Here is a 23,804-nt window from a genome sequence, read left to right as displayed (position 1 = left end):
GATATGATCAGGCACAAGTCGTGCGGCGGGTTAATCCGTCTATCCGAAAGTGCCTTGCGAGGAGATTCACATGCAAATGAACCCCAACAAAGGCACTCAGTTGTGCATGTCATTGTCAGGGCGTCCGGGGAACTTCGGCCTGCGCTTTCATAACCATCTGTATGAACAGTTGGGCCTGAATTTTTACTACAAGGCCTTCAGCAGCCAGGATCTGCCCGGCGCCATTGGTGGGATCCGGGCCCTGGGAATTCGCGGTTGCGGCGTGTCGATGCCGTTCAAGGAGGCCAGTATCGAGCTGGTGGATGAGCTGGACGCGTCAGCTCAGGCCATCGCCTCGATCAACACCATCGTCAACACCAATGGCCACCTCAAGGCCTACAACACCGACTACATCGCCATTGCCCAATTGCTGGCCGCGCACCAGGTGCCCCAGGCCTCGAGTTTTGTCCTGCGTGGCAGCGGCGGCATGGCCAAGGCCGTGGCCAGCGCCTTGCGCGACGGTGGCTACAGCAACGGCATTATCGTTGCGCGCAACCAGAGCGCCGGGCGCGCGCTGGCGGACTCCCTGGGTTATCAGTGGCAGGCCGAGCTGGGTGATGTGCGGGCGCAGATGCTGATCAACGTCACGCCGATCGGCATGACTGGCGGTGCCGAAGCCGACCAGCTGGCGTTCCCGGCCGAAGCGATCACCGAGGCACAGACAGTGTTCGATGTGGTGGCGATCCCGGCGGAAACCCCGTTGATCCTGCGCGGTCGGGCCGAAGGCAAGCAAGTGATCACCGGTCTGGAAGTGATTGCGATCCAGGCCCTGGAGCAATTTGTGCTGTACACCGGCGTCCGCCCGAGCGAAGCGCAATTCCAGCAAGCGGTGGCATTTGCGCGGGGGTAGAAGGTCAGGTAAGGGGAGAGCCGATAGGGCCAGCGCAGACTTCGGCCGCGGCTACAGTGTGTAGCCGCGGCCGGGGAGGAGGTGTCAGCCTTCGAGTTTTGCCAGGCGCTCTTCGAGGGCGGCGATGCGGGCTTCGAGTTCTTCGATGCGTTCGGCGGATACACCGCTGCCGCTGCTGCGCTCAACCGGATTCTGGCGTGCGGCCAGAATCGCCTCGATATCCGCCGGATCCCCCAGGGCGTGCATGTAGCGGTCTTCGCGTTGTCCCGCCTGGCGCGGAATCAGCAGTGCCAGGCCACGGGCGATCAAGCGTTCCAGTTGATGCACCACCTGCTCGGCGTCTTCGAAATCATGCATGCGCCCGCTGCGGGTCAGCAGCTCGTTGACGGTTTGCGGCCCACGCAGAAATAACAGGCCGCTCAGCACCACCTGGGCCGGCACCAGCTCCAGGGCCTTGTCCACGCGATGCTCCCAGCGATCGGCGCGGCTGCCCATCACCAGTCGGGTAAAGCCTCGGCCTTCAAGCGCGCGCAGGCTTTGCCCGACCTGGCCCTGGCTCAGGTTCATCACCGGTTCACGGCTGGTTTTCTGGTTGCAGGCAAGCACCAGGGCATTGAGGGTCAGGGGATAGGTTTCCGGGCTGGTGGCCTGTTTTTCGATCAAGGAGCCAAGAATACGGATTTCCGTACTGTTGAGCCGCAGTTCATCAACGGAGGTCTCTTGCTCAGTGCTCATCGCGCTTTCCCTATGCTATGGAAGGCGACTAGCCTAATCCTTGCGCAAGAAAAGACAAGCCGCCCGCCGAGCGCAAGGATGTCTATAATCGCGCCACGCTGTATTTCTGCCACCCATGTCGAGACTGTCATGACTATTTCCCTGTACGCCGCCTCCGTTCCTGTCTTCAAGCAAATGCTCACTGCCCTGAGCGATGTGCTGAACAAGGCCGAAGCCCATGCCACGGCGAAGAACATCGACCCCAATGCCTTCCTGCAGGCCCGCCTGTACCCGGACATGTTCCCCCTGGTACGCCAGGTGCAGATCGCCGTGGACTTCGCCAAAGGCGTCAGCGCCCGCCTGGCCGAGGTCGAACTGCCCAAGTACGACGACAGCGAAGTCACCTTCGCCGACCTGCAAGCCCTGATCGCCAAGGTCCTGGCCTTTATCGACGGGATCCAGCCCGCGCAGATCGATGGCAAGGAAGGCATCGAAATCGTCACCCGCCCTGGCACGCCAAAAGAGAAGCGCTTCAGCGGCCAGTCCTACCTGCTAACCTACGGCCTGCCGCAGTTCTTCTTCCACGTCACCACCGCCTACGCCTTGCTGCGTCACAACGGTGTTGAAGTCGGCAAGCGCGATTACATGGGTGCTTTCTAAGCCCCACGCTGCAAAAAGCCCGGCAAGGTGTGAGCCTTGCCGGGCTTTTTTGTGCGCGGCGTTCAGGGCCGCGTCGAAGGCTGTGCCGCTCAGGCTGTCGGTTGGACCGGATCGTCCTGGGCCATGCAGGCGGCTGCGGTGAACAGCACATCGGTGGAGGAGTTGAGGGCGGTTTCCGCCGAGTCCTGAAGCACGCCGATGATGAAGCCGACCGCCACCACCTGCATCGCGATCTCGCTGGGGATGCCGAACAGGCTGCACGCCAGGGGAATCAGCAACAGCGAGCCACCGGCCACGCCCGAGGCGCCGCAGGCACAGATCGCCGCGACCACACTGAGCAGCACCGCAGTCGGCAGGTCGACGCTGATGCCCAGGGTGTGCACCGCCGCCAGGGTCAGCACGGTGATGGTGATCGCCGCGCCGGCCATGTTGATGGTGGCGCCCAGGGGGATCGATACCGAATAGGTGTCTTCATGCAGGCCCAGGCGCTTGCTCAGTTCCAGGTTGACCGGAATGTTGGCCGCCGAACTGCGGGTGAAAAACGCGGTAATCCCGCTTTCGCGCAGGCACATCAGCACCAGCGGGAAGGGGTTGCGGCGGATTTTCCAGTAGACAATGGCCGGGTTCATGACCAGAGCCACAAACAGCATGCAGCCGATCAGCACCGCCAGCAGGTGCAGATAGCCCAGCAGCGCACCGAAGCCGGAGGTGGCCAGGGTCGAGGCCACCAGGCCGAAAATCCCCAGCGGGGCGAAGCGGATCACCACCTGCACGATCAGGGTCACGCCGTTGGACAGGTCGCCGAGCACAGTGCGGGTGGTCTCACCGGCATGGCGAATGGCGACGCCCATGCCGATGGCCCAGGCCAGGATGCCGATGAAGTTGGCATTCATCAGCGCGCTGACCGGGTTCTCGACCACGCTCAGCAACAGGCTTTGCAGGACTTCGGCGATGCCACCGGGGGCGCTGATGGCGACGTCGTGGGTGGACAGCACCAGCGCCGACGGGAACAGGCTGCTGGCGATCACCGCGACCACGGCCGCGGCGAAGGTGCCCAGCAGGTACAGCACCAGGATCGGCCGGATATGGGTCTGCTGCCCATGTTTGTGGTTGGCGATGGAGGCCATCACCAATACGAACACCAGGATCGGCGCCACGGCCTTGAGCGCAGCGACAAACACCTTGCCGATAAAAGCGGTGGACTTGGCCACTTCGGGCACCAACAGCGCCAGGGCGATCCCGGCGAGCAAGCCGATAATGATCTGCGTGACCAGGCTGATACCCTTGAGTTTTTGCAGAAGCGAAGGGGGCGAAGCAGTCATAACGGTATCTCTGTTTTTTTTGAGGTATTGGATGGGGCGACAGTAATAGACGCGGCAGACTGTCTCAAGGATTGCCCACCGTACGCGGCAGCAACGCTTTGCGCTGAATCACCGAGGGTAGACGATGACCGTGCCGGGTTTTTTAGGGGGGCGGACTTTATCACAGCGCGGGTGGTTCCCCGGAGGTGTATGACGATCTGCCGCACAGCCCGCGCTCCAGCGGCGGCTCAAACATTCTGTTAACATTCGCCATCCTTTTTTCATATCCCCTCAGTGGGCCCTCGGGCTGGCGCTGGCGTTGTCGTTTCTGGAGTTATTCATGCTGTTGCCCATCCTGCTGTTGTCGGCTGCGGGTTTTACCGTGCTGACCACGGAATTCATCATCGTCGGTCTGCTGCCGTCGATCGCCCGGGATCTTGAGGTCAGCGTGCCCCAGGCCGGCCTGCTGGTGACGCTGTTCGCCTTCACCGTGGCCGCATTCGGGCCGTTTCTCACCGCCTATTTCGCCCGTTTCGAACGCAAGCGCCTGTTTGTGACGGTACTGGTGATGTTCGGCCTGGCCAATACCCTGGCGGCGCTGGCGCCGAATATCGGGGTCATGGCTGTGGCCCGGTTGATCCCGGCGTTGGGGTTGCCGGTGTTCTGGGCCCTGGCCAGTGAAACTGCGGTCGGCATTGTCGGCCCGGACTACGCCGGGCGCGCCATCGCTAAAATCGGCTTCGGCATTGTGTGTGCCACGGTTTTCGGGATTCCGGTGGGGACCCTGATTTCCGATGCCTTCGGCTGGCGCAGCGCCTTTGCGATCCTGGCGGTGGTGGCGTTCGCCAAGGCCTTGCTGCTGTTTATCTACCTGCCGAAGACCGAGCTGCATAAGCAGCAGGTCAGCCTGGGTTCGCAATTCAAGATCCTGCGCAGCCCGCTGATGCAGGGGCATGTGCTGCTGTCGATCCTGGTGTTCAGCGGCATGTTCACCGCTTACACCTACCTCGCCGACATCCTTGAGCGCCTGGCCGGGTTCAACGGCACCGTGGTGGGCTGGTGCCTGATGGGCTTTGGTGCGGTCGGGTTGCTCGGCAATTCCCTGGGCGGACGGGCAGTGGACCGGCATCCGCTGATGGCGTCGATGGTGTTCTGCGCCTTTATGATCGGCGGCATGGTGGCCCTGGTGCCGGCTATCCATTCGACATTGGGGCTGGCGGCGGCCATGGGCATCTGGGGCGTGACCCAGGCGGCGTTGTTTCTGGTCAGCCATGTGCGGTTGATGAAGGCCGCACCTGAAGCGCCGGCCTTTGCCGCGTCCCTGAACATCGCCGGGGCCAACCTCGGGATCGGCCTGGGAGCCATGGTCGGTGGCCGAGTGATCGACACCCTGGGCCTGGGCAGCCTGGGATTCGCCGCTGCCGGGTTCATCCTGGTGTCGATTGTCCTGGCCTTGTTGCTGATGGGCGCCAAGCCGCGCAGCGCCTGCGCCTGATACCTCAGGCGGGCAGGGCGGTGAACAGCTCGCGCCGCGCACCCTCGGTAATCGCGACGATGCCGGGGTGCTTGACCTTGCGCTCCACTGAAATGGCATAGAAGGACTCGGTCACTGCATCGGTCTGGCCGATCAGCTCCACGCCGTATTGGCGCTTCACTTCATCGGCAATCACGCTGGGGGCGATGAAAATCCCGCTGCCGGATTGGCCGAAGGCCTGCATCAGCGCGCTGTCGTCGAACTCGCCAATGATCCGCGGCTGAATCTGCTGTTCGGCGAACCAGCGCAGCAAGCGGCTGCGGACCACGGTTTCCTGCCCCGGTATCAACATCGGTGCGCCGTGCAGGCTGTGGGGGAAATCCTGGCCGTAGGCCTGGGCCAGGTTGGCCGTGGCGAAAAAACTGATGCCGCACTCGCCCAACTTCTGGCTGTAGCCCTTGATGTCGAGGTGCGACGGCATCGGACTGTCGGAAATCACCAGGTCCAGGCGCTGGATGGCCAGGTCGGCCAGCAGCCGTTCGAGTTTGTCTTCGCGGCAGGTGATGCGGATCGGCTCACTCAACTCCATGGTGGGCGCGATCAGCCGGTAGACGATGGATTTGGGCACCACATCGGCCACCCCCACCCGAAACTGGATCTGCTGCTCATTGGGCTGGGCGCGGAGCATGGCTTCCAGTTCGCCCCCCAGCTGAAACATCTGTTCAGCATAAGGCAGGGTCTGGCGCCCGGCTTCGGTGAGTTCCAGCTGGCGTCCGACCCGGCGAAACAACTCGATGCCATAGGTTTGCTCCAGCAGGCTAATCTGACCGCTGATGGTTTGCGGGGTGAGGTTGAGCTGCTCGCAGGCGCGCACGATGCTGCCGGTTTTAGCCACGACCCAGAAGTAATGCAGCTGACGATAATTGAGCATGGCGACCTCACTTCGTAAAAACCGAATTATAACTGCAAAAAATACGAATTTTCCTGAAGTATCCAGCTCTTTAGAATCCCCCGCTATCGACGGCCTGCCGGTTGGGCCCGTCTGTTCTATCGAGGGAAACACCATGAAAATTCAAAACATCGGCGCCGCAGCCTTGCTGGCGCTGGCATTAGTGGGCCTGGCTGGCTGCGATCAAGCAGAAAAAAGCGCCCAGCAATTGATGGGCAAGGCTGCCGAATCGGCCAAGCAAGCGATTGACGACACCCACAAGGCGGCCGAGCAAGCCATCAGCGACGCCACCGGTGGCTTGATCAGCAAACAGGAAAAACCCGCTGACGACAGCAAGAATAAAGAGCCGTCATCGCTGGAAATCTAACCCTTTCGTACCACAGAGCCAGGATTGCCCATGGAATACCTTTTACAACTCGCCGCCAGCCCCACCGCCTGGGTCGCCCTGGCCACCCTGGTGGTGATGGAAATCGTGCTTGGCATCGATAACCTGATCTTTATCTCGATCCTGACCAACAAATTGCCCGAGCAGCATCGAGCCAAGGCGCGACGCATCGGGATCGGCATGGCCCTGATCCTGCGTCTGGCGTTGCTCAGCACCATCGCCTTTATCGTGCAATTGACCGAGCCGGTGATCGACGTGTTTGGCCAGGTGTTCTCCTGGAAGGACATGATCCTGATCGCGGGTGGCTTGTTCCTGCTGTGGAAGGCCACGACCGAGATCCATCACAGCATGGACCCGCAGGCCCAGCACGACGATAAGGCCACTGCGGGTGTGTCCATCGGCTTTGCCGCTGCGATCGGCCAGATCCTGCTGCTGGACATGGTGTTTTCCATCGACAGCATCATTACCGCCGTTGGCATGACCGAGCATTTGCCGATCATGATCATCGCGGTGGTGGTCTCGGTCCTGGTGATGTTGCTGGCCGCCGAGCCGCTGGCCAAGTTCATCAACGACAACCCGACCGTGGTGATGCTGGCCTTGGGTTTCCTGATCATGATCGGTATGACCCTGATCGCCGAAGGCTTCGGTGCCCACGTGCCAAAAGGATATGTGTATGCGGCGATGGCGTTCTCGGCGGCGATCGAGAGCCTGAACATGCTGGCGCGACGGGCGCGGCAGAAGCGTGAACTCGATGCCTGATTGATTGCGTGACATTTGGCCGCCTGCCTTCGAAAGAATGCAGGCGGTTTTTTTTCCGGGTGAATGACTCAGTGCGCGGTCGCGGGACGTGGCGCCGGTTTGCTGACTTTTGCCGGGGTTGGCGGTGGGAGAGGGTGGTGATGCCGGCGGGTGATCCGCAACACCCCCCAGAGCATGGCGCCAGCAACGGCCAGCCAGCCACAGATCAGTAGGAAAATCGTCGTTGTCAGGCTCATACGTGCCTCCTCTTTGCCCTGTCCAGGGCACACACTCTTTGCAATGGACAGTCTAGTCGCTGCCGTGTTTCAAACAATTGACCAATAGTCGAGAGTGATCGACTGCTTCGCTCTATCGCCGGCAATTAACTGCGACCTAACGCTATACCACCGAGCCAGAGGGCCCTATGATCAGGCCCCCAGCCGGAGGACTGTCAGGCCGGCGTCTGATCAAGAGAGCGAAGATGGTGCGGGTATTTCCTCGAATTCGAACGGCGTTGCTGGCCAGCGCCTGTGTCCTGAGCCTGGCGGGTTGCGCCACGGGTGTGCAGCCGGAGATCCAGCGCCTGCCCGAGCGGGTCGAGCTCAGCAGCGTGCCGTTCTTTCGAGGCGAGATCTATCAGAGTGGCCCCGGCGCCCTGGCCAGCATGCTGTCCCAGCAAGGTGTGGTGATCACGCCCGGGCTGCTCGACAAGCCCTTGCATCTGCCGGGCGCCGAGGCGCAGTTGCAGCAGAACATGCAGAAACTCGCCCGTGAGTACGGGATGCTGGTCTACCCTCTGGACGACAACCTTCCAGCCTTGCTGACCCAGGTGGCCGCCGGTTTTCCGGTGATGCTGCGCTTTACCGAAGGTTCGTCGTTCTGGTCGCAGCCGCGTTACGCGGTGTTGGCCGGCTACAACCGCGACAAGCAGACGGTGCTGCTGCGTGCGGGGCAGAATCGGCGAATGTTGATGAGCTTCAGTTCGTTTGAGTCAGCCTGGAAGAATGCCGGGAGTTGGGCGGTGTTGATCCAAGCGCCGAACCAGGTGCCAGCCAAGGTCGATCGCCAACGCTGGTTGCGGGCAGCGGATGAACTGGCCCAGGCCGGTCAGGAACAGGCAGCAGCCAAGGCGGTCAAGGCCATTGGCAACTGATCTGAGCAGATGTGAAAACGGCGCCCTGAGGCGCCGTTTTCATTTAAAGAGGATTCACTGGCTGCGCTGGGCGACGCCACTCTGGCGGTCCTTGAGGTTCTTGTCGGCCTTGTAGCGCAAGGCTGCATCCGGCACCGAGCCGCTTTTGCCGGTCTCGACCCAGTTGCGGATGCGGCTGGCATCGGCGAAGTGGGTGTATTTGCCAAAGGCATCGAGAATCACCAGCGCGACCGGGCGATTGCCCATGCTGGTGACCAGCACCAGGCAATGACCAGCCTGATTGGTAAAGCCGGTCTTGGTCAGCTTGATATCCCAGTTGGCCCTGTTCACCAGGTGGTCGGTGTTATGAAAACCCAGGGTGTAGTTGGGTTTGCGGAAGGCCACGGTTTTTTCCTTGGTGGTGCTCAACTCGCTGAGCATCGGGTACTTGCGTGCGGCCAGCAGCAGCTTGCTCAGGTCGCGAGCTGTGGACACGTTGTGAATCGACAGCCCGGTGGGTTCCACATAGTGGGTACTGGTCATGCCCAATGCCTTGGCCTTGGCGTTCATCGCCGCAATAAAGGCCGCGTAACCGCCCGGGTAATGATGGGCCAGGCTCGCGGCGGCGCGGTTTTCCGATGACATCAGAGCGATCAGCAGCATGTCGCGGCGGCTCAGTTCACTGTTGAGCTTGACCCGGGAGAACACGCCTTTCATTTCCGGGGTGTCGCTGATCGACACCGAGATGTATTCATCCATCGACTGTTTGCCTTCCAGCACGATGAGGCCGGTCATCAGCTTGGTCACCGACGCAATGGGTACCACCACGTCCGGGTTGCTGGAATAGATGACTTTGTTGGTCTGCAGGTCGAGCAGCAAGGCGCTGCCCGAAGCGATATGCAACTGTGAAGTGTCTCGGGGTGCGGCGGTGGTTTCGCCGGCAACGACGGTCTGCGTGATGAAGGTGCCTGTAACAGCAAAAAATAGGCTCAGGATAGAAAGACGAATTTTCACGCGGGCGGACTCGAAAAAAGTATGGATATGCCGTTTGGCAACGGGTCGTTTTCGAAAAAACGTTACATTTTATGAGTATGGCTGAAGAACTGTCGATTGTTCTTCCAATGGTCGATGAAACCCCCTAAGAACTAAGAAAAAACAGGTATTTTCCGAGTGATGGCGCTTTGGTATCCGGGCCGGTACTTAATAAACATGGTGCGCCACCCGGGCGGGGATTAGCATCGCCTTTTTTGCTGCATATCACCCTGGAATAAACGGGAGTCGGGCAATGCCGAAAAGCTTTATCAGCAAAGAGTATCTGCCCATGGTGGTGTGGGCGGGAATGGTGGCGGTGCTGTTGCTGGCGTTCGCGTTTTTCCCCAAGTCGGCTGATTGGTATGGCTGGATCCAGGCAGTCGGGCTGATAGTGGGTTTGATGGTGGCCATTGCCGTTCCCGCTATTCAACGGCGGCAGGAGTTTGCTGCGCAACGCGCTCAACTGCGTGAGCGCAATGTGGGGTATGGCCGACGCCTGCACTACTTCACGTTGGAGTTGCTGGAGTTGTTGGGGCGTATTGGAGCCAATCTGGCGCATTTGCGGGCCACTGATCGTCATCGTTGTCAGCGCAATATCGAGGATTTTCTGCACCGCGTGTTCGAGTCCCACAAACGCGATGTTAACGATGAGCGGATTGTCATCATCCATGACCTGCGCCTCCTCGCCCAAACCCTGGTCGATGAGCTGGAAAGCGGGCGAAGTGATCGGGTGGTGATGCTCGATCTGGAAAAACGCCTGCAGAAAGTGGCGTATCGCGCCCAGGTCAGCGCGGCGCTGGCGGAGCGCAGCTAGTCCGGCATACCCCATAAACAAAGAACCCCGCCAATGGCGGGGTTCTTTGTTAGCGGAACAGATGCACTTCCTGGTTTAGCTATGCAGGGTTTCCGCCGCGTACAGTGTGTTCTCCAGCAGGCAGGCACGGGTCATCGGCCCAACGCCACCCGGTACGGGAGTGATCCAGCCGGCGCGGGGCAGGGCCGTCTCGTAGACCACATCGCCCACCAGCTTGCCGTCGCCCTGGCGGTTGATGCCCACATCGATAACGATGGCGCCCGGCTTGATCCACTCACCTTTGACCAGCCCCGGCTTGCCGGCGGCAACCACCACCAGGTCGGCGCGGCCAACGTGGCCTGCCAGGTCCTTGGTGAAGCGATGGGTAACGGTCACGGTGCAGCCAGCGAGCAATAGCTCCATCGCCATCGGGCGCCCGACAATATTAGAGGCGCCGACCACCACTGCATCCAGGCCGTAAAGATCGACCCCGGTGCTTTCCAGCAGGGTCATGATGCCTTTGGGGGTGCAGGGGCGCAGCAGTGGAATGCGTTGTGCCAGGCGACCGACGTTATAAGGATGGAAGCCATCCACATCTTTATCCGGGCGAATGCGTTCCAGCAATTTGGAGGCATCGAGATGTTCGGGCAAAGGCAATTGCAGCAGAACACCATCAATGTTCGGGTCATCATTAAGGCGATCGATCAGGCTGGCCAGATCGTCTTGAGTGGTGTCGGAGGGCAGGTCATAGGCTTGGGAAAGAAAGCCGACCTCTTCACAGTCTTTACGCTTGTGCGAGACATAAACCTGAGACGCTGGGTCGCTGCCGACCAGGATCACCGCGAGGCCGGGGGTACGCAGGCCTTGCTGGCGACGCTCGGCGACACGTTTGGCGATCTGCTGGCGCAGGCTAGCGGCGATCGCTTTGCCGTCGATTAGTTGTGCAGTCATGACGCGTGATTAACCATCGAGAGGGAGAGAAAAAGAGAACGTATTCTCGCATGTCGGGACGTGAGGGCAAAGGCGCTTGGTCAGCAAATTCCCCTAACCCCTTTAATTAAATGAATTTTTTTCAAAAAAGAGTTGACGACCTTAGCGACCACCTATAACATTCGTCGCACTTGTCGGGCACAGCCTAGCACTGGTTAAGAAGGTCGGGCAGAGTTGATGGTTAACTCACAACGACTGAAAGCACTTAGTTTGTAATCGTTAAAGAATACAGATTAATAAGGCGCCCGTAGCTCAGCTGGATAGAGCATCCGCCTTCTAAGCGGATGGTCGCAGGTTCGAGTCCTGCCGGGTGCGCCATTGGGCAGCTTTGGCACAAGTAACGCAACAACGCAATATGGTGGGCGTAGCTCAGTTGGTAGAGCACAGGATTGTGACTCCTGTTGTCGTGGGTTCGATCCCCATCGTCCACCCCATATTTCGAAAAGGCGCCAGATTAATAGTCTGGCGCCTTTGCTTTAAAAGGCTTGATACGCGGACGTGGTGGAATTGGTAGACACACTGGATTTAGGTTCCAGCGCCGCAAGGTGTAAGAGTTCGAGTCTCTTCGTCCGCACCAATTAAGTAGCTATTTAATAGCAGATAACGGCGCAGCACCTGAAAAGGGCTGCGCCGTTTTCGTTTCAGAAGTTCGGGTTTTCAGTGCGGCTGCCGGTAGTGGGCTGAATGAGTTGGCGAAGAGTTCGTCTTTTTTTGTCACTGGATGTTCGGGTTGATCTGCCGGGCCATCGAGGTCTGGCGGCCAGGCGGCTGACGACTGGTCTCTTCTATATATAGAGGGACGGTTTAGAGGCGCTGGTTTGATTCGCTGTATTTGCTCTGTGGGTGAGGCTCAACCGTTTGTCCCCGCCTTTAAATTGCCAGCTGTTTTTTACCCGTTTTCAGTAGGGTGACTTCTTGAGTTTGACCCACTAGAATGCATGCCCTTGATTCTGGGGTCGGAAACGGCCGGCTAACGTCTGTGCAACGAGGAATATCCATGCAAGTTTCTGTTGAAAATACTTCTGCTCTTGAGCGCCGCATGAGCATCACCGTGCCGGCCGAGCGTATTGAGAGCCAGGTCAACAAGCGTCTGCAGCAGACTGCCCAAAAGGCCAAAATTGCAGGCTTCCGTCCTGGCAAAGTTCCAATGAGCGTTATCCGTCAGCGTTATGAAGCTGATGCGCGTCAAGAAGCTGTGGGTGATGTGATCCAGGCTTCCTTCTACGAAGCAGTGGTTGAGCAGAAGCTGAACCCGGCTGGCGCACCTTCGGTCGAGCCTAAAGTGCTGGAGAAGGGCAAGGATCTGGAATACGTCGCAACGTTCGAAGTATTCCCTGAGTTCACTGTTGCCGGTTTCGAGTCCATCGCCGTTGAGCGCCTGAGCGCTGACGTGGCTGATGCCGATCTGGACAACATGCTGGAAATCCTGCGCAAGCAGAACATTCGTTTTGAGTCGGTCGATCGTGCCGCACAGAACGAAGATCAACTGAACATCGATTTCGTTGGCAAGGTTGACGGCGAAGTATTCGCTGGTGGTTCCGCCAAGGGCACCCAGCTGGTTCTGGGCTCCGGCCGCATGATTCCTGGCTTCGAAGACGGCCTGGTTGGCGCCAAAGCCGGTGAAGAGCGCGTTCTGAACCTGACCTTCCCTGAGGACTACCAGAACCTGGACCTGGCCGGCAAAGCTGCCGAGTTCACCGTTACCGTCAACACTGTGTCCGAGCCTAAGCTGCCAGAGCTGACCGAAGAGTTCTTCGCTCAGTTCGGTATCAAGGAAAGCGGTCTGGAAGGTTTCCGCGCCGAAGTTCGCAAGAACATGGAGCGTGAACTGCGTCAGGCGATCAAATCCAAGATCAAGAACCAGGTCATGGACGGTCTGCTGGAAGCGAACCCGATCGAAGTGCCTAAGGCGCTGCTGGACAACGAAGTCAACCGCCTGCGCGTACAAGCTGTTCAGCAGTTCGGTGGCAACATCAAGCCTGACCAGCTGCCGGCCGAGCTGTTCGAAGAGCAAGCCAAGCGCCGCGTTGTGCTGGGCCTGATCGTGGCTGAAGTGGTCAAGCAGTTCGACCTCAAGCCAGACGAAGATCGTGTTCGCGAGCTGATCCAGGAAATGGCCTCGGCCTACCAGGAGCCTGAGCAGGTTGTGTCTTGGTACTACAAGAACGACCAGCAACTGAACGAAGTCCGTTCGGTTGTGCTGGAAGAGCAAGTTGTGGATACTGTTCTGCAGAAAGCTAGCGTGACCGACAAATCGGTCTCTTACGAAGAAGCGGTCAAGCCGGTAGAAGCACCACAAGCCGACTGATTTTTTACTCGTTCGAAAATACACACCATAAGCCAGCCTTCGCGCTGGCTTATGCGTATTCAAGACATGACTATTTGGGAGTGACTGCAGGACATGTCCCGCAATTCTTATTATCAGCAGAGCTCTGACATCCAGGCCGCAGGCGGCCTGGTCCCGATGGTTATCGAGCAGTCCGCCCGTGGCGAACGCGCCTATGACATCTATTCGCGCCTTCTCAAGGAGCGAGTGATCTTCCTGATTGGCCCGGTAGAGGATTACATGGCCAACCTGGTGGCGGCGCAATTGCTCTTCCTTGAAGCGGAAAACCCGGACAAGGACATCCATCTTTATATCAACTCACCAGGTGGTTCGGTGACTGCAGGCATGTCGATCTACGACACCATGCAGTTCATCAAGCCCGACGTTTCCACCATCTGCATTGGCCAGGCCTGCAGCATGGGTGCTTTCCTGCTCGCCGGCGGCGCTGCGGGCAAACGCCATTGCCTGCCTAACTCGCGGATGATGATTCACCAGCCGTTGGGCGGTTTCCAGGGTCAGGCGTCGGATATCGACATCCATGCCAAGGAAATCCTCCACATCCGTTCGCGTCTGAACTCGCTGCTGGCTCATCACACTGGCCAGAGCCTGGAAACCATCGAGCGCGATACCGAACGCGACAACTTCATGAGCGCAGAGCGTGCGGCGGAATACGGCCTGATCGACTCCGTGATCAACAAGCGTCAAATGCCTGCCTAAGCAACTCAAATGTCGGTGGTTGGGGTAACTGGCCACCTGCGGGCTTGAAAAAGCCCGCAATTGCCTTCATCTTGTGTTGCAAGCCTATCGGATTTGGATCGATCGAATGACTGACACCCGCAACGGCGAGGACAACGGCAAACTGCTCTATTGCTCCTTCTGTGGCAAAAGCCAGCATGAAGTGCGCAAATTGATTGCCGGCCCCTCGGTCTTTATCTGCGACGAGTGCGTCGACCTGTGCAATGACATCATCCGTGAGGAGGTGCAGGAAGCACAGGCTGAAAGCAGCGCGCATAAATTGCCTTCGCCTAAAGAAATCAGCGGCATCCTTGATCAGTATGTAATCGGTCAGGAGCGTGCGAAAAAGGTTCTCGCAGTAGCGGTGTATAACCACTACAAGCGCTTGAATCAGCGTGACAAAAAGAATGACGACGTCGAACTTGGCAAGAGCAACATCTTGCTGATCGGCCCTACAGGTTCGGGTAAGACTCTGCTGGCAGAGACCCTGGCGCGCCTGTTGAACGTACCCTTCACCATTGCCGACGCGACCACCCTCACCGAGGCGGGTTACGTAGGTGAGGATGTCGAGAACATCATTCAGAAGTTGCTGCAGAAATGCGATTACGACGTAGAGAAAGCCCAGATGGGTATCGTCTACATCGATGAGATCGACAAGATTTCGCGCAAATCTGACAACCCTTCGATCACCCGGGATGTTTCCGGTGAAGGCGTGCAGCAAGCGTTGCTGAAGCTGATTGAAGGTACTGTTGCTTCCGTTCCGCCACAGGGCGGCCGCAAGCATCCGCAGCAAGAGTTCCTTCAGGTCGATACGCGCAACATCCTGTTTATCTGCGGTGGTGCGTTCTCCGGTCTGGAAAAGGTTATTCAGAGCCGTTCCACTCGCGGCGGCATCGGCTTCAACGCCGAAGTTCGCAGCAAAGAGGAAGGCAAGAAGGTGGGCGAGTCCCTGCGTGAAGTCGAGCCTGACGATTTGGTCAAGTTTGGTCTGATCCCGGAGTTCGTCGGTCGTCTGCCGGTTCTGGCGACGTTGGACGAGTTGGATGAGGCTGCTTTGATTCAGATCCTCACCGAGCCGAAAAACGCCCTGACCAAACAGTACGCCAAGCTGTTCGAGATGGAAGGTGTAGATCTGGAGTTCCGTACCGATGCACTCAAGTCGGTCGCTAAACGCGCCCTTGAGCGCAAGACCGGTGCTCGTGGTTTGCGTTCGATTCTGGAAGGTGTACTGCTCGACACTATGTATGAAATCCCCTCGCAGTCCGAGGTGAGTAAAGTAGTGATCGACGAGAGCGTTATTGAAGGCAAGTCCAAGCCACTGTACATCTATGAGAACAGTGAGCCGGCAGCCAAGGTGGCGCCAGACGCGTAAGCGTCGCACTGCTGCTTAAAAAGAGGGGGCCTTCGGGCCCCTTTGTTTTTACTGTCAAAGTGCTGTCTTTGAGCTTGTTTTTTTTCAAGGCAGCCCCCATCTTGGTTTCAAGCTTACTTCCATCTGTTTACGGCCTTATGGCCGCCGTAGAGGCGAAATCATGAAGACAACCATCGAATTGCCTCTCTTGCCATTGCGTGATGTTGTGGTTTATCCGCACATGGTTATCCCGCTGTTCGTGGGGCGCGAGAAGTCTATCGAAGCCCTCGAGGCCGCGATGACGGGCGACAAGCAGATTCTTCTGTTAGCTCAGAAAAACCCTGCTGATGACGATCCCGGTGAAGATGCACTCTATCGCGTAGGTACCATCGCCACTGTCCTGCAGTTGCTCAAGCTGCCTGATGGCACTGTCAAAGTACTGGTCGAAGGCGAGCAACGTGGCGCTGTCGAACGCTTCAGCGAAGTGGACGGCCACTGCCGTGCCGAAGTTTCCCTGATCGACGAAGTCGACGCTCCCGAGCGCGAATCGGAGGTCTTTGTCCGCAGCCTGCTGGCTCAGTTCGAGCAGTACGTGCAGTTGGGCAAGAAAGTCCCTGCCGAGGTGCTGTCGTCCCTTAACAGCATCGATGAGCCAAGCCGCCTGGTAGACACCATGGCTGCGCACATGGCGTTGAAGATCGAGCAGAAGCAGGAAATCCTCGAGATCATCGATTTGTCGGCCCGTGTCGAGCACGTGCTGGCTTTGCTGGATGCCGAGATCGACCTGCTGCAAGTTGAAAAACGCATTCGTGGCCGCGTCAAAAAGCAAATGGAACGCAGCCAGCGCGAGTACTACCTGAATGAGCAGATGAAGGCCATTCAGAAAGAGCTGGGCGACGGTGACGAAGGTCACAACGAAATCGAAGAGCTGAAAAAACGTATCGATGCTGCGGGCTTGCCAAAGGATGCCCTGACCAAGGCCCAGGCGGAGCTGAACAAGCTCAAGCAAATGTCGCCCATGTCGGCTGAAGCGACTGTGGTGCGCTCCTATATCGACTGGCTGGTCCAGGTGCCTTGGAAAGCCCAGAGCAAGGTACGCCTTGATCTGGCGCGCGCAGAAGACATTCTTGACGCCGATCACTACGGCCTTGAAGAAGTCAAAGAACGTATTCTTGAATACCTCGCCGTGCAAAAGCGCGTGAAGAAGATTCGCGGTCCGGTACTGTGCCTGGTGGGTCCTCCTGGGGTGGGTAAAACATCCCTGGCGGAGTCGATCGCCCATGCCACCAACCGCAAATTTGTGCGCATGGCCCTGGGTGGCGTGCGTGACGAGGCAGAAATTCGCGGTCATCGACGGACTTACATCGGTTCGATGCCGGGAAGATTGATTCAAAAGATGACAAAAGTTGGGGTGCGCAACCCACTGTTCCTGCTCGATGAAATCGACAAGATGGGCAGTGATATGCGCGGCGATCCAGCATCGGCATTGCTGGAAGTGCTCGATCCGGAGCAGAACCACAATTTCAACGACCATTATCTGGAAGTCGATTACGACCTGTCCGATGTGATGTTCCTGTGCACCTCCAACTCGATGAATATTCCGCCAGCGTTGCTGGACCGGATGGAGGTGATTCGTCTGCCCGGCTACACCGAGGACGAGAAGATCAACATCGCGGTCAAGTACCTGTCGCCCAAGCAGATTCAGGCCAACGGCCTGAAAAAAGGCGAGCTGGAATTCGACAATGAATCGATACGCGACATCATCCGTTACTACACCCGTGAAGCCGGTGTGCGGGGCCTTGAGCGTCAGATTGCCAAGGTTTGCCGCAAGGCGGTGAAAGAGCACGCCATGGAAAAACGCTTCTCGGTGAAGGTCACTTCCGAGCTGCTGGAGCACTTCCTGGGCGTACGCAAATTCCGCTACGGCCTGGCCGAGCAGCAGGATCAGATTGGTCAGGTTACAGGTCTGGCCTGGACGCAAGTTGGCGGTGAGTTGCTCACCATCGAAGCGGCCGTGGTCCCGGGCAAAGGTCAGTTGATCAAGACCGGCTCCCTGGGCGATGTGATGGTCGAATCGATCACTGCAGCACTGACAGTAGTGCGCAGCCGGGCCAAGAGCCTGGGGATTCCCCTGGACTTCCACGAGAAGCGCGACACTCACATCCATATGCCGGAAGGGGCGACGCCAAAAGACGGTCCTAGCGCAGGCGTAGGCATGTGCACGGCGCTGGTTTCGGCGCTGACCGGGATTCCGGTACGTGCGGATGTAGCCATGACCGGTGAAATCACCTTGCGTGGTCAGGTATTGGCCATCGGTGGCCTGAAAGAGAAATTGCTTGCGGCCCACCGTGGTGGAATCAAAACCGTGATCATTCCTGAAGAGAATGTTCGCGATTTGAAAGAAATTCCTGACAATATCAAGCAGGATCTACAGATTAAACCGGTTAAATGGATTGACGAGGTCCTGCAAATTGCGCTGCAATACGCGCCGGAGCCCTTGCCGGATGTAGCTCCCGAGATAGTTGCAAAGGATGAAAAACGCGACTCTGACTCTAAGGAAAGAATTAGTACGCATTAAGTACGCATTAGCCTGATGGGCTTCCTTGACAGCTTTTTAGAGCCCTTGTTATAAAGCGGCTCTTAAGTGTCTGTAGGCCATTCAGCACTCGTTTTTGCTTTCACCAAAAAACTTAGAATCATACTCAAATAGATATATAAGGGGACTTAGAGTGAACAAGTCGGAACTGATTGATGCTATCGCTGCATCTGCTGATATCCCGAAAGCTGCTGCTGGCCGTGCGCTGGATGCTGTGATCGAATCCGTCACTGGCGCTCTCAAGGCCGGCGACTCTGTGGTACTGGTTGGTTTCGGTACTTTCTCTGTTACCGATCGTCCTGCTCGCATTGGTCGTAACCCTCAGACCGGTAAGACGCTGGAAATCGCTGCAGCTAAAAAGCCAGGTTTCAAAGCCGGTAAAGCTCTGAAAGAAGCCGTTAACTAAGCTTCGTTCAAGCCTTTACCCACCCGGGTCGGGGTCATTCCCGATCTGGCCGCGGAGCGGTTAGCCAGCCGGTTAGAATATCGGCTCACGCCGGGGGTCGCAGGTTCGAGCCTCCGACCGCTCCGCCAGTTACGAGAAGGCGCATCCTCGGATGCGCCTTTCTTCTATCCGGACTCTACCCACGCTCCACGGTTGCTTAATTTGAAGTACGACCGTTTCTGGGGGACGCATGCTGCAGAATATCAGGGACAATTCACAAGGCTGGATTGCCAAGACCATTATCGGGGTCATCGTCGCATTGATGGCCCTTACCGGTTTCGATGCCATTTTCAAAGCCACTACCACCAGCCAGGACGCGGCCAAGGTCAACGGTGAGGAAATCACTCAGAACGAGCTGAGCCAAGCGGTCGACATGCAACGTCGCCAGCTGATGCAACAGCTGGGCAAAGATTTCGATGCTTCCTTGCTTGACGAAAAAATGCTGCGCGAGGCTGCCTTGAAAGGGCTGATCGACCGCAAGCTGCTGCTGCAAGGCGCCGAAAATTCCAAGTTCGCTTTCTCTGAAGCCGCACTGGATCAAGTGATCCTGCAGACACCTGAATTCCAGGTAGATGGCAAGTTCAGCCCTGAGCGTTTCGACCAGGTGATTCGTCAGTTGGGCTACAGCCGCCTGCAATTCCGTCAGATGCTGGCTCAGGAAATGCTGATCGGCCAGGTCCGTGCAGGTCTCGCGGGCAGCGGTTTTGTCACCGATGCCCAGGTGCTGGCATTCGCGCGTCTGGAAAAACAGACCCGTGATTTCGCTTCCCTGACCGTCAAGGCTGACCCTTCCGCGGTCAAAGTGACTGACGACGAAGTCAAGGCTTACTACGACGAACACGCCAAGGAGTTCATGACTCCGGATCAAGTCGTGATCGATTACCTGGAACTGAAGAAATCCGCTTTCTTCGATCAGGTCACGGTCAAGGATGAAGATCTGCAGGCGCAGTATCAGAAAGAAACCTCGAACCTGGCTGAGCAGCGTCGCGGCGCGCACATCCTGATCGAAGTCAACGACAAGGTGAACGAGGCCCAGGCCAAAGCCAAGATCGAAGAGATCCAGGCACGTCTGGCCAAGGGTGAAAGCTTCGAGGCTCTGGCCAAAGAGTTCTCCCAGGATCCGGGCTCGGCCAGCAATGGCGGTGACCTGGGTTACGCCGGCCCTGGCGTCTATGACCCGGTCTTCGAGCAGGCGTTGTACGCGCTGGCCAAGGATCAGGTTTCGGCACCGGTGCGCACCTCGTTCGGTTTCCACTTGATCAAGTTGCTGGGTGTTGAAGCTCCGGAAGTTCCAAGCTTCGCCAGCCTGAAAGACAAGCTGACCCGCGAGCTGAAGACCCAGCAGGTCGAGCAGCGTTTTGTCGAGGCCACCAAGCAATTGGAAGACTCGTCGTTCGAAGCCTCGGACCTTGCCCAACCGGCTCAGGAACTGAAGCTGACCGTGCACACCTCCGCGCCATTCAGCCGTGAAGGCGGTGACGGTATCGCGGCCAACCGCAATGTGATCCAGGCTGCTTTCAGCCCGGAAGTGCTTGATGAAGGTGCCAACAGCACCGCCATTGAACTCGACCCGGAAACCGTAGTGGTCCTGCGCGCCAAGGAACATCGCAAGCCTGAGCAACTGCCGCTGGAAAGCGTTGCCGGCAGCATCCGTACCCAATTGGCCAAGGAGCACGCCAGTGCTGCCGCCAAGACCAAGGCTGAAGCCTTGATCGCCAGCCTGCGCGACGGCAAGACGCCGTTGAACAAGCCGGTGGATGGTCAGAGCTGGAAAGTCAGCGAAGCGGTTACTCGTGGCCAGGAAGGGGTTGAACCTACTGTGCTGCAAGCGTTGTTCCGCATGAGCAAGCCTGAAGCCAAGGACAAACCGACCTTCAGCAGCGTGACCCTGCCTGATGGCAGCCTGGTGATCCTGCAGTTGAACGGGGTGAACGAGGCGGCTGCGCCGACTGAAGAAGAGAAGGCTCAGTACCGTCGCTTCCTGGCATCGCGTGTGGGGCAGCAAGACTTTGCCGCCTACCGCAAGCAGCTGGAGAGTCAGGCAGATATCAAGCGTTACTGATGACTGTCCTGCGGCACTGAAGCAACACTAAAAGACCCCGTCCGCAAGGACGGGGTCTTTTTTTAGCTAAGGGCAGGGAAGCCGTGGCGCCTGGCGTTCGCCGTGACCCATAGCGACATCAGCAGCAGACCGATGATCACCCAGGAGAACGTCGCGACCCCTGGGCCTTCGAGCAGCACCGCGCCTGCCAGCCCGCCGCCGGCGATGGCCAGGTTCCACACGGTCACCAGCATCGACTGGGCGGCGTCTGCCGAATCCCCGGCGGTTTTCGCCAGGGCTGTTTGCAGCAAGGTCGGCAGCCCGCCAAATGACACACCCCAGATCGCGACAGCGGTGTAAATAGCCAGGGGCAGTTGGCTATAGAAGGCCAGGATCAGCGCGCACAGGATAAACAGGCTGCAACTGATCAGCACCAGTTGCCGCGCCCAGCGGTCGATCAGCAGGCCCACGCCCCAGATGCCGGCCACAGCTGCCAATCCAAACACCAGCAGCACCCGTTCGATCTGCCCGGCGATACCGGCCGCCTCCAGAAACGGCGCGATGTAGGTGTAGAGAATGTTGTGGCCGAGCACAAAGGCAAAGGTCACGAACAGCACCGGTCTTACCCCGGGCAAGGTAAATACCCGGGCCAGCGAAAGGCGTTTTTCTGCGCGTTGCCCGGGAAAGTCCGGCACCTGAAAGCGCACCCAGCCGATCAGCACCAGGGTCAGCAGGGTCATGACGGCAAAGCTCAAGCGCCAACCCAGGACATTACCGAGCAGGGTGCCTGCCGGAATACCTAGGGATAACGCCAGCGGCGCGCCGAGCATGGCCACGGCAATCGCCCGACCTTGCAGGCGCGGTGCCACCATGCGGCTGGCGTAGCCGGCCAGCAAGGCCCAGAGCAACCCGGCGAAGACCCCCGCAAACAGCCGGGCGATCAGGGTCAGTGTGTAATTATCCGACAGGGCAGTGACGCTGTTGACCACGGCAAAACCGCCGATCGCCGTCAGCAGCAGCGGGCGACGACGCCAGCCTTGGGTCAGCAGCACCAGGGGGATTGCCGCCAGCAGCGAACCGAGGGCGTAAAAGGTCACCAACTGGCCGACCAGCGCCTGGGACACGTTGAGGTCCAGGCTCATCTGCGGCAGTAATCCGGCCGGTAGGGCCTCGGTCAGGATAGTGATGAAGCCGGCGGTGGCCAGCGCCAGCAAGCCGCTGATGGGGAGCCGTTCGCAACGTCTGGAGTCGGTGTCCAGCAGGTCGGCGGTGGCAAGGGGTTCGGTCATGGTTTCAGGCCCGGTTGAGTATGCAGAAGTGCGGGCTTGAGAGTAGGGCGCTGTGCCTATTAGAAAAATAGGCTAAGGTTCCGAACTTATCGGACATCCATGTCCTTAATGTGCGGAGTGGGCGATGGATTGGCTCGGCAGTATTTCGGTGTTTGTGCAGGTCGCGGAAACCCGCAGTTTTACTGAAGCAGGGCGCCTGCTGGGGGTCTCTTCCTCGGCCGTCGGCAAAAGCATTGCCCGGCTCGAAGAGCGGCTGGCCACCCGTTTGTTTCATCGCAGCACCCGCAGCATCACCCTGACCGCCGAGGGCGCGGGGTTTCTTCAGCGTTGCCGGCGGATCACCGCGGAGGTTGAAGCCGCCGAGTTCGAACTGTGCAAATCCTCCAGTGCGCCCCGAGGCAAGCTGCGTATCAGTCTGCCCCAGGTGCACGGTCTGCTGATGCCGGTGCTGGCGGATTTCATGCAGTTGTATCCGGAGATCGAGTTGGATATCGACCTGACGGACCGCATGGTGGATGTGGTCGAGGAGGGTTTTGACGCGGTGGTGCGCACCGGCAATCCCAGGGATTCGCGGTTGATGGCGCGCAAGCTGGGCGAGTTTCGTCAGATGCTGGTGGGTACCCCGGATTACTTCGAGAGTCACGGAGTGCCGCACTACCCGGCGGACCTGGCGTCCCATGCCTGTTTGCGCCACACCTTCCATCACACCGGCAAGCTTGAGCCCTGGCCCCTGCGCCGCCTGCCGGGGGCCGCGGAAGTGCTCTTGCCGACCCGTTTTGTCAGCACGTCGATCGAGGCGGTGGACCATGCCGTGCGCCGTGGCCTAGGGATTGCCTGCCTGCCGGATTTCATGGTGCGCGAGGCGCTGGAGCAAGGGGCACTGCAGCAGGTGCTCGATGAGCACCTGGACTACAGCGGCACGTTCTGGATCCTTTGGCCGTCGAGTCGTCACGCGGCAGCCAAGGTGCGCGCGCTGATCGATCATTTATCTGTGCGACTTTTCCCGGAATACGCGGTCAGTCATTCTGTATAAATTTTAAGACATCAATCCGTGCGCTCTGTAGCGTGGTTCTGTTGCACAATACGCGCCGGACTGTTTTCCTCAGGATTTTCGATGTTCAGATCATTTCACATGCCGGCTGCCGGACTGGTGCTGCTATTGGCGGCCATCGCGGGTTGCTCGACGCAAAAGACCGCCATTTACGAGCATGAGAATTTCGACGATTCCGGCACCTTTTCCCGCAATTACCCGGTGAGCGATACCGCCTCCTGCGAAGCGGCGCGCCGGGCCTTGCTCAGTCAGGGCTACATCATCACCAGCAGCGATCCGAAGCTGGTCAGCGGCCACAAGAGCTTTCAGCAGACCGGCGAAACCCACCTGGAGATCAGCTTCAGCGTGGTCTGCGCTCAGGATGGCAGCGTCGACCATCACTCGACCATGTTCGCCAACGCCTTGCAGGACCGCTATGCGCTGAAGAAGGTCAACAACTCCGCGAGCCTCGGGGTCGGGGTGCTGGGGTCGGTGTCGATGCCGATCGGCTCGACCGATGATTCGATGGTCAAGGTGGCCAGCGAAACCGTGTCCTCGGCCAAGTTCTACGACCGCTACTTTGCGTTGGTTGAGCTGTTCCTGCCGCCTGAGGCGAAGAAAGCCGCGCACATTGTCGAGAAGCCCAAGACCGATCTTGGCGTGCCCGAGCCCAAGCCGGCTGCTGCCGAACCCGCGTCGACAGCGCCTGCGCCCACCCCGGCTGCCGAGCCGGCAGCGCTAGCACCGGCGGCCGCTGAGCCGAATGTTTCCGAACCCATGGCGCCACCGCCGGAAGCGGCCCCCATCGCACCCGTCGCACCGGCCGAAACCGGTGCAACCAGCGAGCCGGTGCCGGCCCCCGAAGTGGTGACGCCGCCCCCACCGAGCAACCTGCCACCGCCGAGCGAGCCGATTCCGGCCATGCCTCGATAGA

Annotated in this window: 22 protein-coding genes and 3 tRNA genes; 18 read left to right on the top strand and 7 right to left on the bottom strand. The window is 58.8% G+C overall.

Features of this window, described 5'->3' with window-relative positions:
- Positions 1-70 precede the first annotated feature (70 nt).
- Positions 71-889 carry a shikimate 5-dehydrogenase gene (locus MF4836_RS29220; RefSeq protein ID WP_078473275.1) on the top strand — a complete coding sequence of 273 codons (819 nt, stop codon included), beginning with the start codon at positions 71-73 and terminating at the stop codon, positions 887-889.
- 84 nt (positions 890-973) lie between these two features.
- Here MF4836_RS29220 and MF4836_RS29215 read toward each other — a convergent pair whose 3' ends face one another.
- Positions 974-1,624, bottom strand: coding sequence for a YceH family protein (locus tag MF4836_RS29215; RefSeq protein ID WP_020296833.1), 651 nt, complete (start codon positions 1,622-1,624; stop codon positions 974-976).
- A gap of 129 nt (positions 1,625-1,753) precedes the next feature.
- Between MF4836_RS29215 and MF4836_RS29210 the strand changes: the two genes are divergently transcribed.
- Positions 1,754-2,263, top strand: coding sequence for a DUF1993 domain-containing protein (locus MF4836_RS29210; RefSeq protein WP_078473274.1), 510 nt, complete (start codon positions 1,754-1,756; stop codon positions 2,261-2,263).
- Positions 2,264-2,352: 89 nt separating this feature from the next.
- On the opposite strand, the gene sstT is transcribed toward MF4836_RS29210, so the two are convergent.
- Positions 2,353-3,585 carry a serine/threonine transporter SstT gene (gene sstT, locus MF4836_RS29205; RefSeq protein ID WP_078473273.1) on the bottom strand — a complete coding sequence of 411 codons (1,233 nt, stop codon included), beginning with the start codon at positions 3,583-3,585 and terminating at the stop codon, positions 2,353-2,355.
- 319 nt (positions 3,586-3,904) lie between these two features.
- On the opposite strand from sstT, the gene MF4836_RS29200 reads away from it, so the two are divergent.
- The gene (locus MF4836_RS29200) at positions 3,905-5,059 is read left to right on the top strand and encodes an MFS transporter (protein WP_078473272.1); all 1,155 of its coding nucleotides are present in this window, start codon (positions 3,905-3,907) and stop codon (positions 5,057-5,059) included.
- A 4-nt stretch (positions 5,060-5,063) separates the two neighbouring features.
- On the opposite strand, the gene nhaR is transcribed toward MF4836_RS29200, so the two are convergent.
- On the bottom strand, positions 5,064-5,969 hold the full coding sequence (gene nhaR, locus MF4836_RS29195; protein WP_020296829.1) for a transcriptional activator NhaR: 906 nt from the start codon (positions 5,967-5,969) through the stop codon (positions 5,064-5,066).
- Positions 5,970-6,102: 133 nt separating this feature from the next.
- Between nhaR and MF4836_RS29190 the strand changes: the two genes are divergently transcribed.
- Both MF4836_RS29190 and MF4836_RS29185 read left to right on the top strand, forming a co-directional pair.
- Positions 6,103-6,354: a hypothetical protein gene (locus MF4836_RS29190; protein WP_078473271.1), complete on the top strand. Its 252-nt coding sequence runs from the start codon at positions 6,103-6,105 to the stop codon at positions 6,352-6,354.
- A gap of 30 nt (positions 6,355-6,384) precedes the next feature.
- Positions 6,385-7,131 (top strand): TerC family protein, encoded by a 747-nt coding sequence (locus MF4836_RS29185; protein WP_078473270.1) that lies wholly within the window; start codon positions 6,385-6,387, stop codon positions 7,129-7,131.
- A 68-nt stretch (positions 7,132-7,199) separates the two neighbouring features.
- Here the strand turns inward: MF4836_RS29185 and MF4836_RS35655 are convergent, their stop codons facing one another.
- Positions 7,200-7,367 carry a hypothetical protein gene (locus MF4836_RS35655; RefSeq protein WP_178102995.1) on the bottom strand — a complete coding sequence of 56 codons (168 nt, stop codon included), beginning with the start codon at positions 7,365-7,367 and terminating at the stop codon, positions 7,200-7,202.
- 167 nt (positions 7,368-7,534) lie between these two features.
- Between MF4836_RS35655 and MF4836_RS29180 the strand changes: the two genes are divergently transcribed.
- On the top strand, positions 7,535-8,263 hold the full coding sequence (locus MF4836_RS29180) for a PA2778 family cysteine peptidase (RefSeq protein ID WP_178102994.1): 729 nt from the start codon (positions 7,535-7,537) through the stop codon (positions 8,261-8,263).
- Between the two features lie 54 nt (positions 8,264-8,317).
- Here MF4836_RS29180 and pbpG read toward each other — a convergent pair whose 3' ends face one another.
- On the bottom strand, positions 8,318-9,256 hold the full coding sequence (gene pbpG, locus MF4836_RS29175) for a D-alanyl-D-alanine endopeptidase (RefSeq protein WP_078473268.1): 939 nt from the start codon (positions 9,254-9,256) through the stop codon (positions 8,318-8,320).
- A gap of 271 nt (positions 9,257-9,527) precedes the next feature.
- Between pbpG and MF4836_RS29170 the strand changes: the two genes are divergently transcribed.
- Positions 9,528-10,088, top strand: coding sequence for a hypothetical protein (locus MF4836_RS29170; RefSeq protein ID WP_078473267.1), 561 nt, complete (start codon positions 9,528-9,530; stop codon positions 10,086-10,088).
- Positions 10,089-10,163: 75 nt separating this feature from the next.
- Here MF4836_RS29170 and folD read toward each other — a convergent pair whose 3' ends face one another.
- Complete coding sequence (gene folD / locus MF4836_RS29165) at positions 10,164-11,018, bottom strand: bifunctional methylenetetrahydrofolate dehydrogenase/methenyltetrahydrofolate cyclohydrolase FolD (protein ID WP_020296823.1); 855 nt, start codon at positions 11,016-11,018, stop codon at positions 10,164-10,166.
- A gap of 280 nt (positions 11,019-11,298) precedes the next feature.
- Between folD and MF4836_RS29160 the strand changes: the two genes are divergently transcribed.
- The 9 genes from MF4836_RS29160 (at position 11,299) to MF4836_RS29115 (ending at position 20,572) form a co-directional block, all read left to right on the top strand.
- Positions 11,299-11,375: transfer RNA gene (locus MF4836_RS29160), tRNA-Arg, on the top strand.
- Between the two features lie 40 nt (positions 11,376-11,415).
- Positions 11,416-11,491, top strand: a tRNA-His gene (locus MF4836_RS29155).
- A 58-nt stretch (positions 11,492-11,549) separates the two neighbouring features.
- Positions 11,550-11,634, top strand: a tRNA-Leu gene (locus tag MF4836_RS29150).
- Between the two features lie 420 nt (positions 11,635-12,054).
- Positions 12,055-13,365, top strand: coding sequence for a trigger factor (gene tig, locus MF4836_RS29145; RefSeq protein ID WP_020296822.1), 1,311 nt, complete (start codon positions 12,055-12,057; stop codon positions 13,363-13,365).
- Between the two features lie 93 nt (positions 13,366-13,458).
- Positions 13,459-14,100, top strand: coding sequence for an ATP-dependent Clp endopeptidase proteolytic subunit ClpP (clpP, locus tag MF4836_RS29140; protein ID WP_016965272.1), 642 nt, complete (start codon positions 13,459-13,461; stop codon positions 14,098-14,100).
- A gap of 106 nt (positions 14,101-14,206) precedes the next feature.
- Entirely contained in the window at positions 14,207-15,490 is a 1,284-nt protein-coding gene (clpX, locus tag MF4836_RS29135; protein ID WP_020296821.1) for an ATP-dependent Clp protease ATP-binding subunit ClpX, read from the top strand.
- A gap of 160 nt (positions 15,491-15,650) precedes the next feature.
- Positions 15,651-18,047, top strand: coding sequence for an endopeptidase La (lon, locus tag MF4836_RS29130; RefSeq protein WP_020296820.1), 2,397 nt, complete (start codon positions 15,651-15,653; stop codon positions 18,045-18,047).
- 94 nt (positions 18,048-18,141) lie between these two features.
- Complete coding sequence (locus MF4836_RS29125; protein WP_020296819.1) at positions 18,142-18,471, top strand: HU family DNA-binding protein; 330 nt, start codon at positions 18,142-18,144, stop codon at positions 18,469-18,471.
- Between the two features lie 229 nt (positions 18,472-18,700).
- Positions 18,701-20,572 carry a SurA N-terminal domain-containing protein gene (locus MF4836_RS29115; RefSeq protein WP_078473266.1) on the top strand — a complete coding sequence of 624 codons (1,872 nt, stop codon included), beginning with the start codon at positions 18,701-18,703 and terminating at the stop codon, positions 20,570-20,572.
- Between the two features lie 62 nt (positions 20,573-20,634).
- On the opposite strand, the gene MF4836_RS29110 is transcribed toward MF4836_RS29115, so the two are convergent.
- The gene (locus tag MF4836_RS29110) at positions 20,635-21,840 is read right to left on the bottom strand and encodes an MFS transporter (protein WP_078473265.1); all 1,206 of its coding nucleotides are present in this window, start codon (positions 21,838-21,840) and stop codon (positions 20,635-20,637) included.
- A gap of 124 nt (positions 21,841-21,964) precedes the next feature.
- Here MF4836_RS29110 and MF4836_RS29105 point away from each other — a divergent pair, with 124 nt between their 5' ends.
- The gene (locus MF4836_RS29105) at positions 21,965-22,873 is read left to right on the top strand and encodes a LysR family transcriptional regulator (RefSeq protein WP_078473264.1); all 909 of its coding nucleotides are present in this window, start codon (positions 21,965-21,967) and stop codon (positions 22,871-22,873) included.
- A gap of 81 nt (positions 22,874-22,954) precedes the next feature.
- A complete protein-coding gene (locus tag MF4836_RS29100) occupies positions 22,955-23,803 on the top strand; it encodes a DUF2242 domain-containing protein (protein ID WP_078473263.1) in 849 nt (282 codons plus the stop codon).
- Position 23,804 lies beyond the last annotated feature (1 nt).

The organism is Pseudomonas sp. MF4836 (assembly GCF_002018875.1).
In the GTDB taxonomy this organism is placed as follows: domain Bacteria; phylum Pseudomonadota; class Gammaproteobacteria; order Pseudomonadales; family Pseudomonadaceae; genus Aquipseudomonas.
The sequence above is the reverse complement of the archived record's forward strand: the minus strand, read 5'-3'. Positions and strand labels throughout refer to the sequence as shown.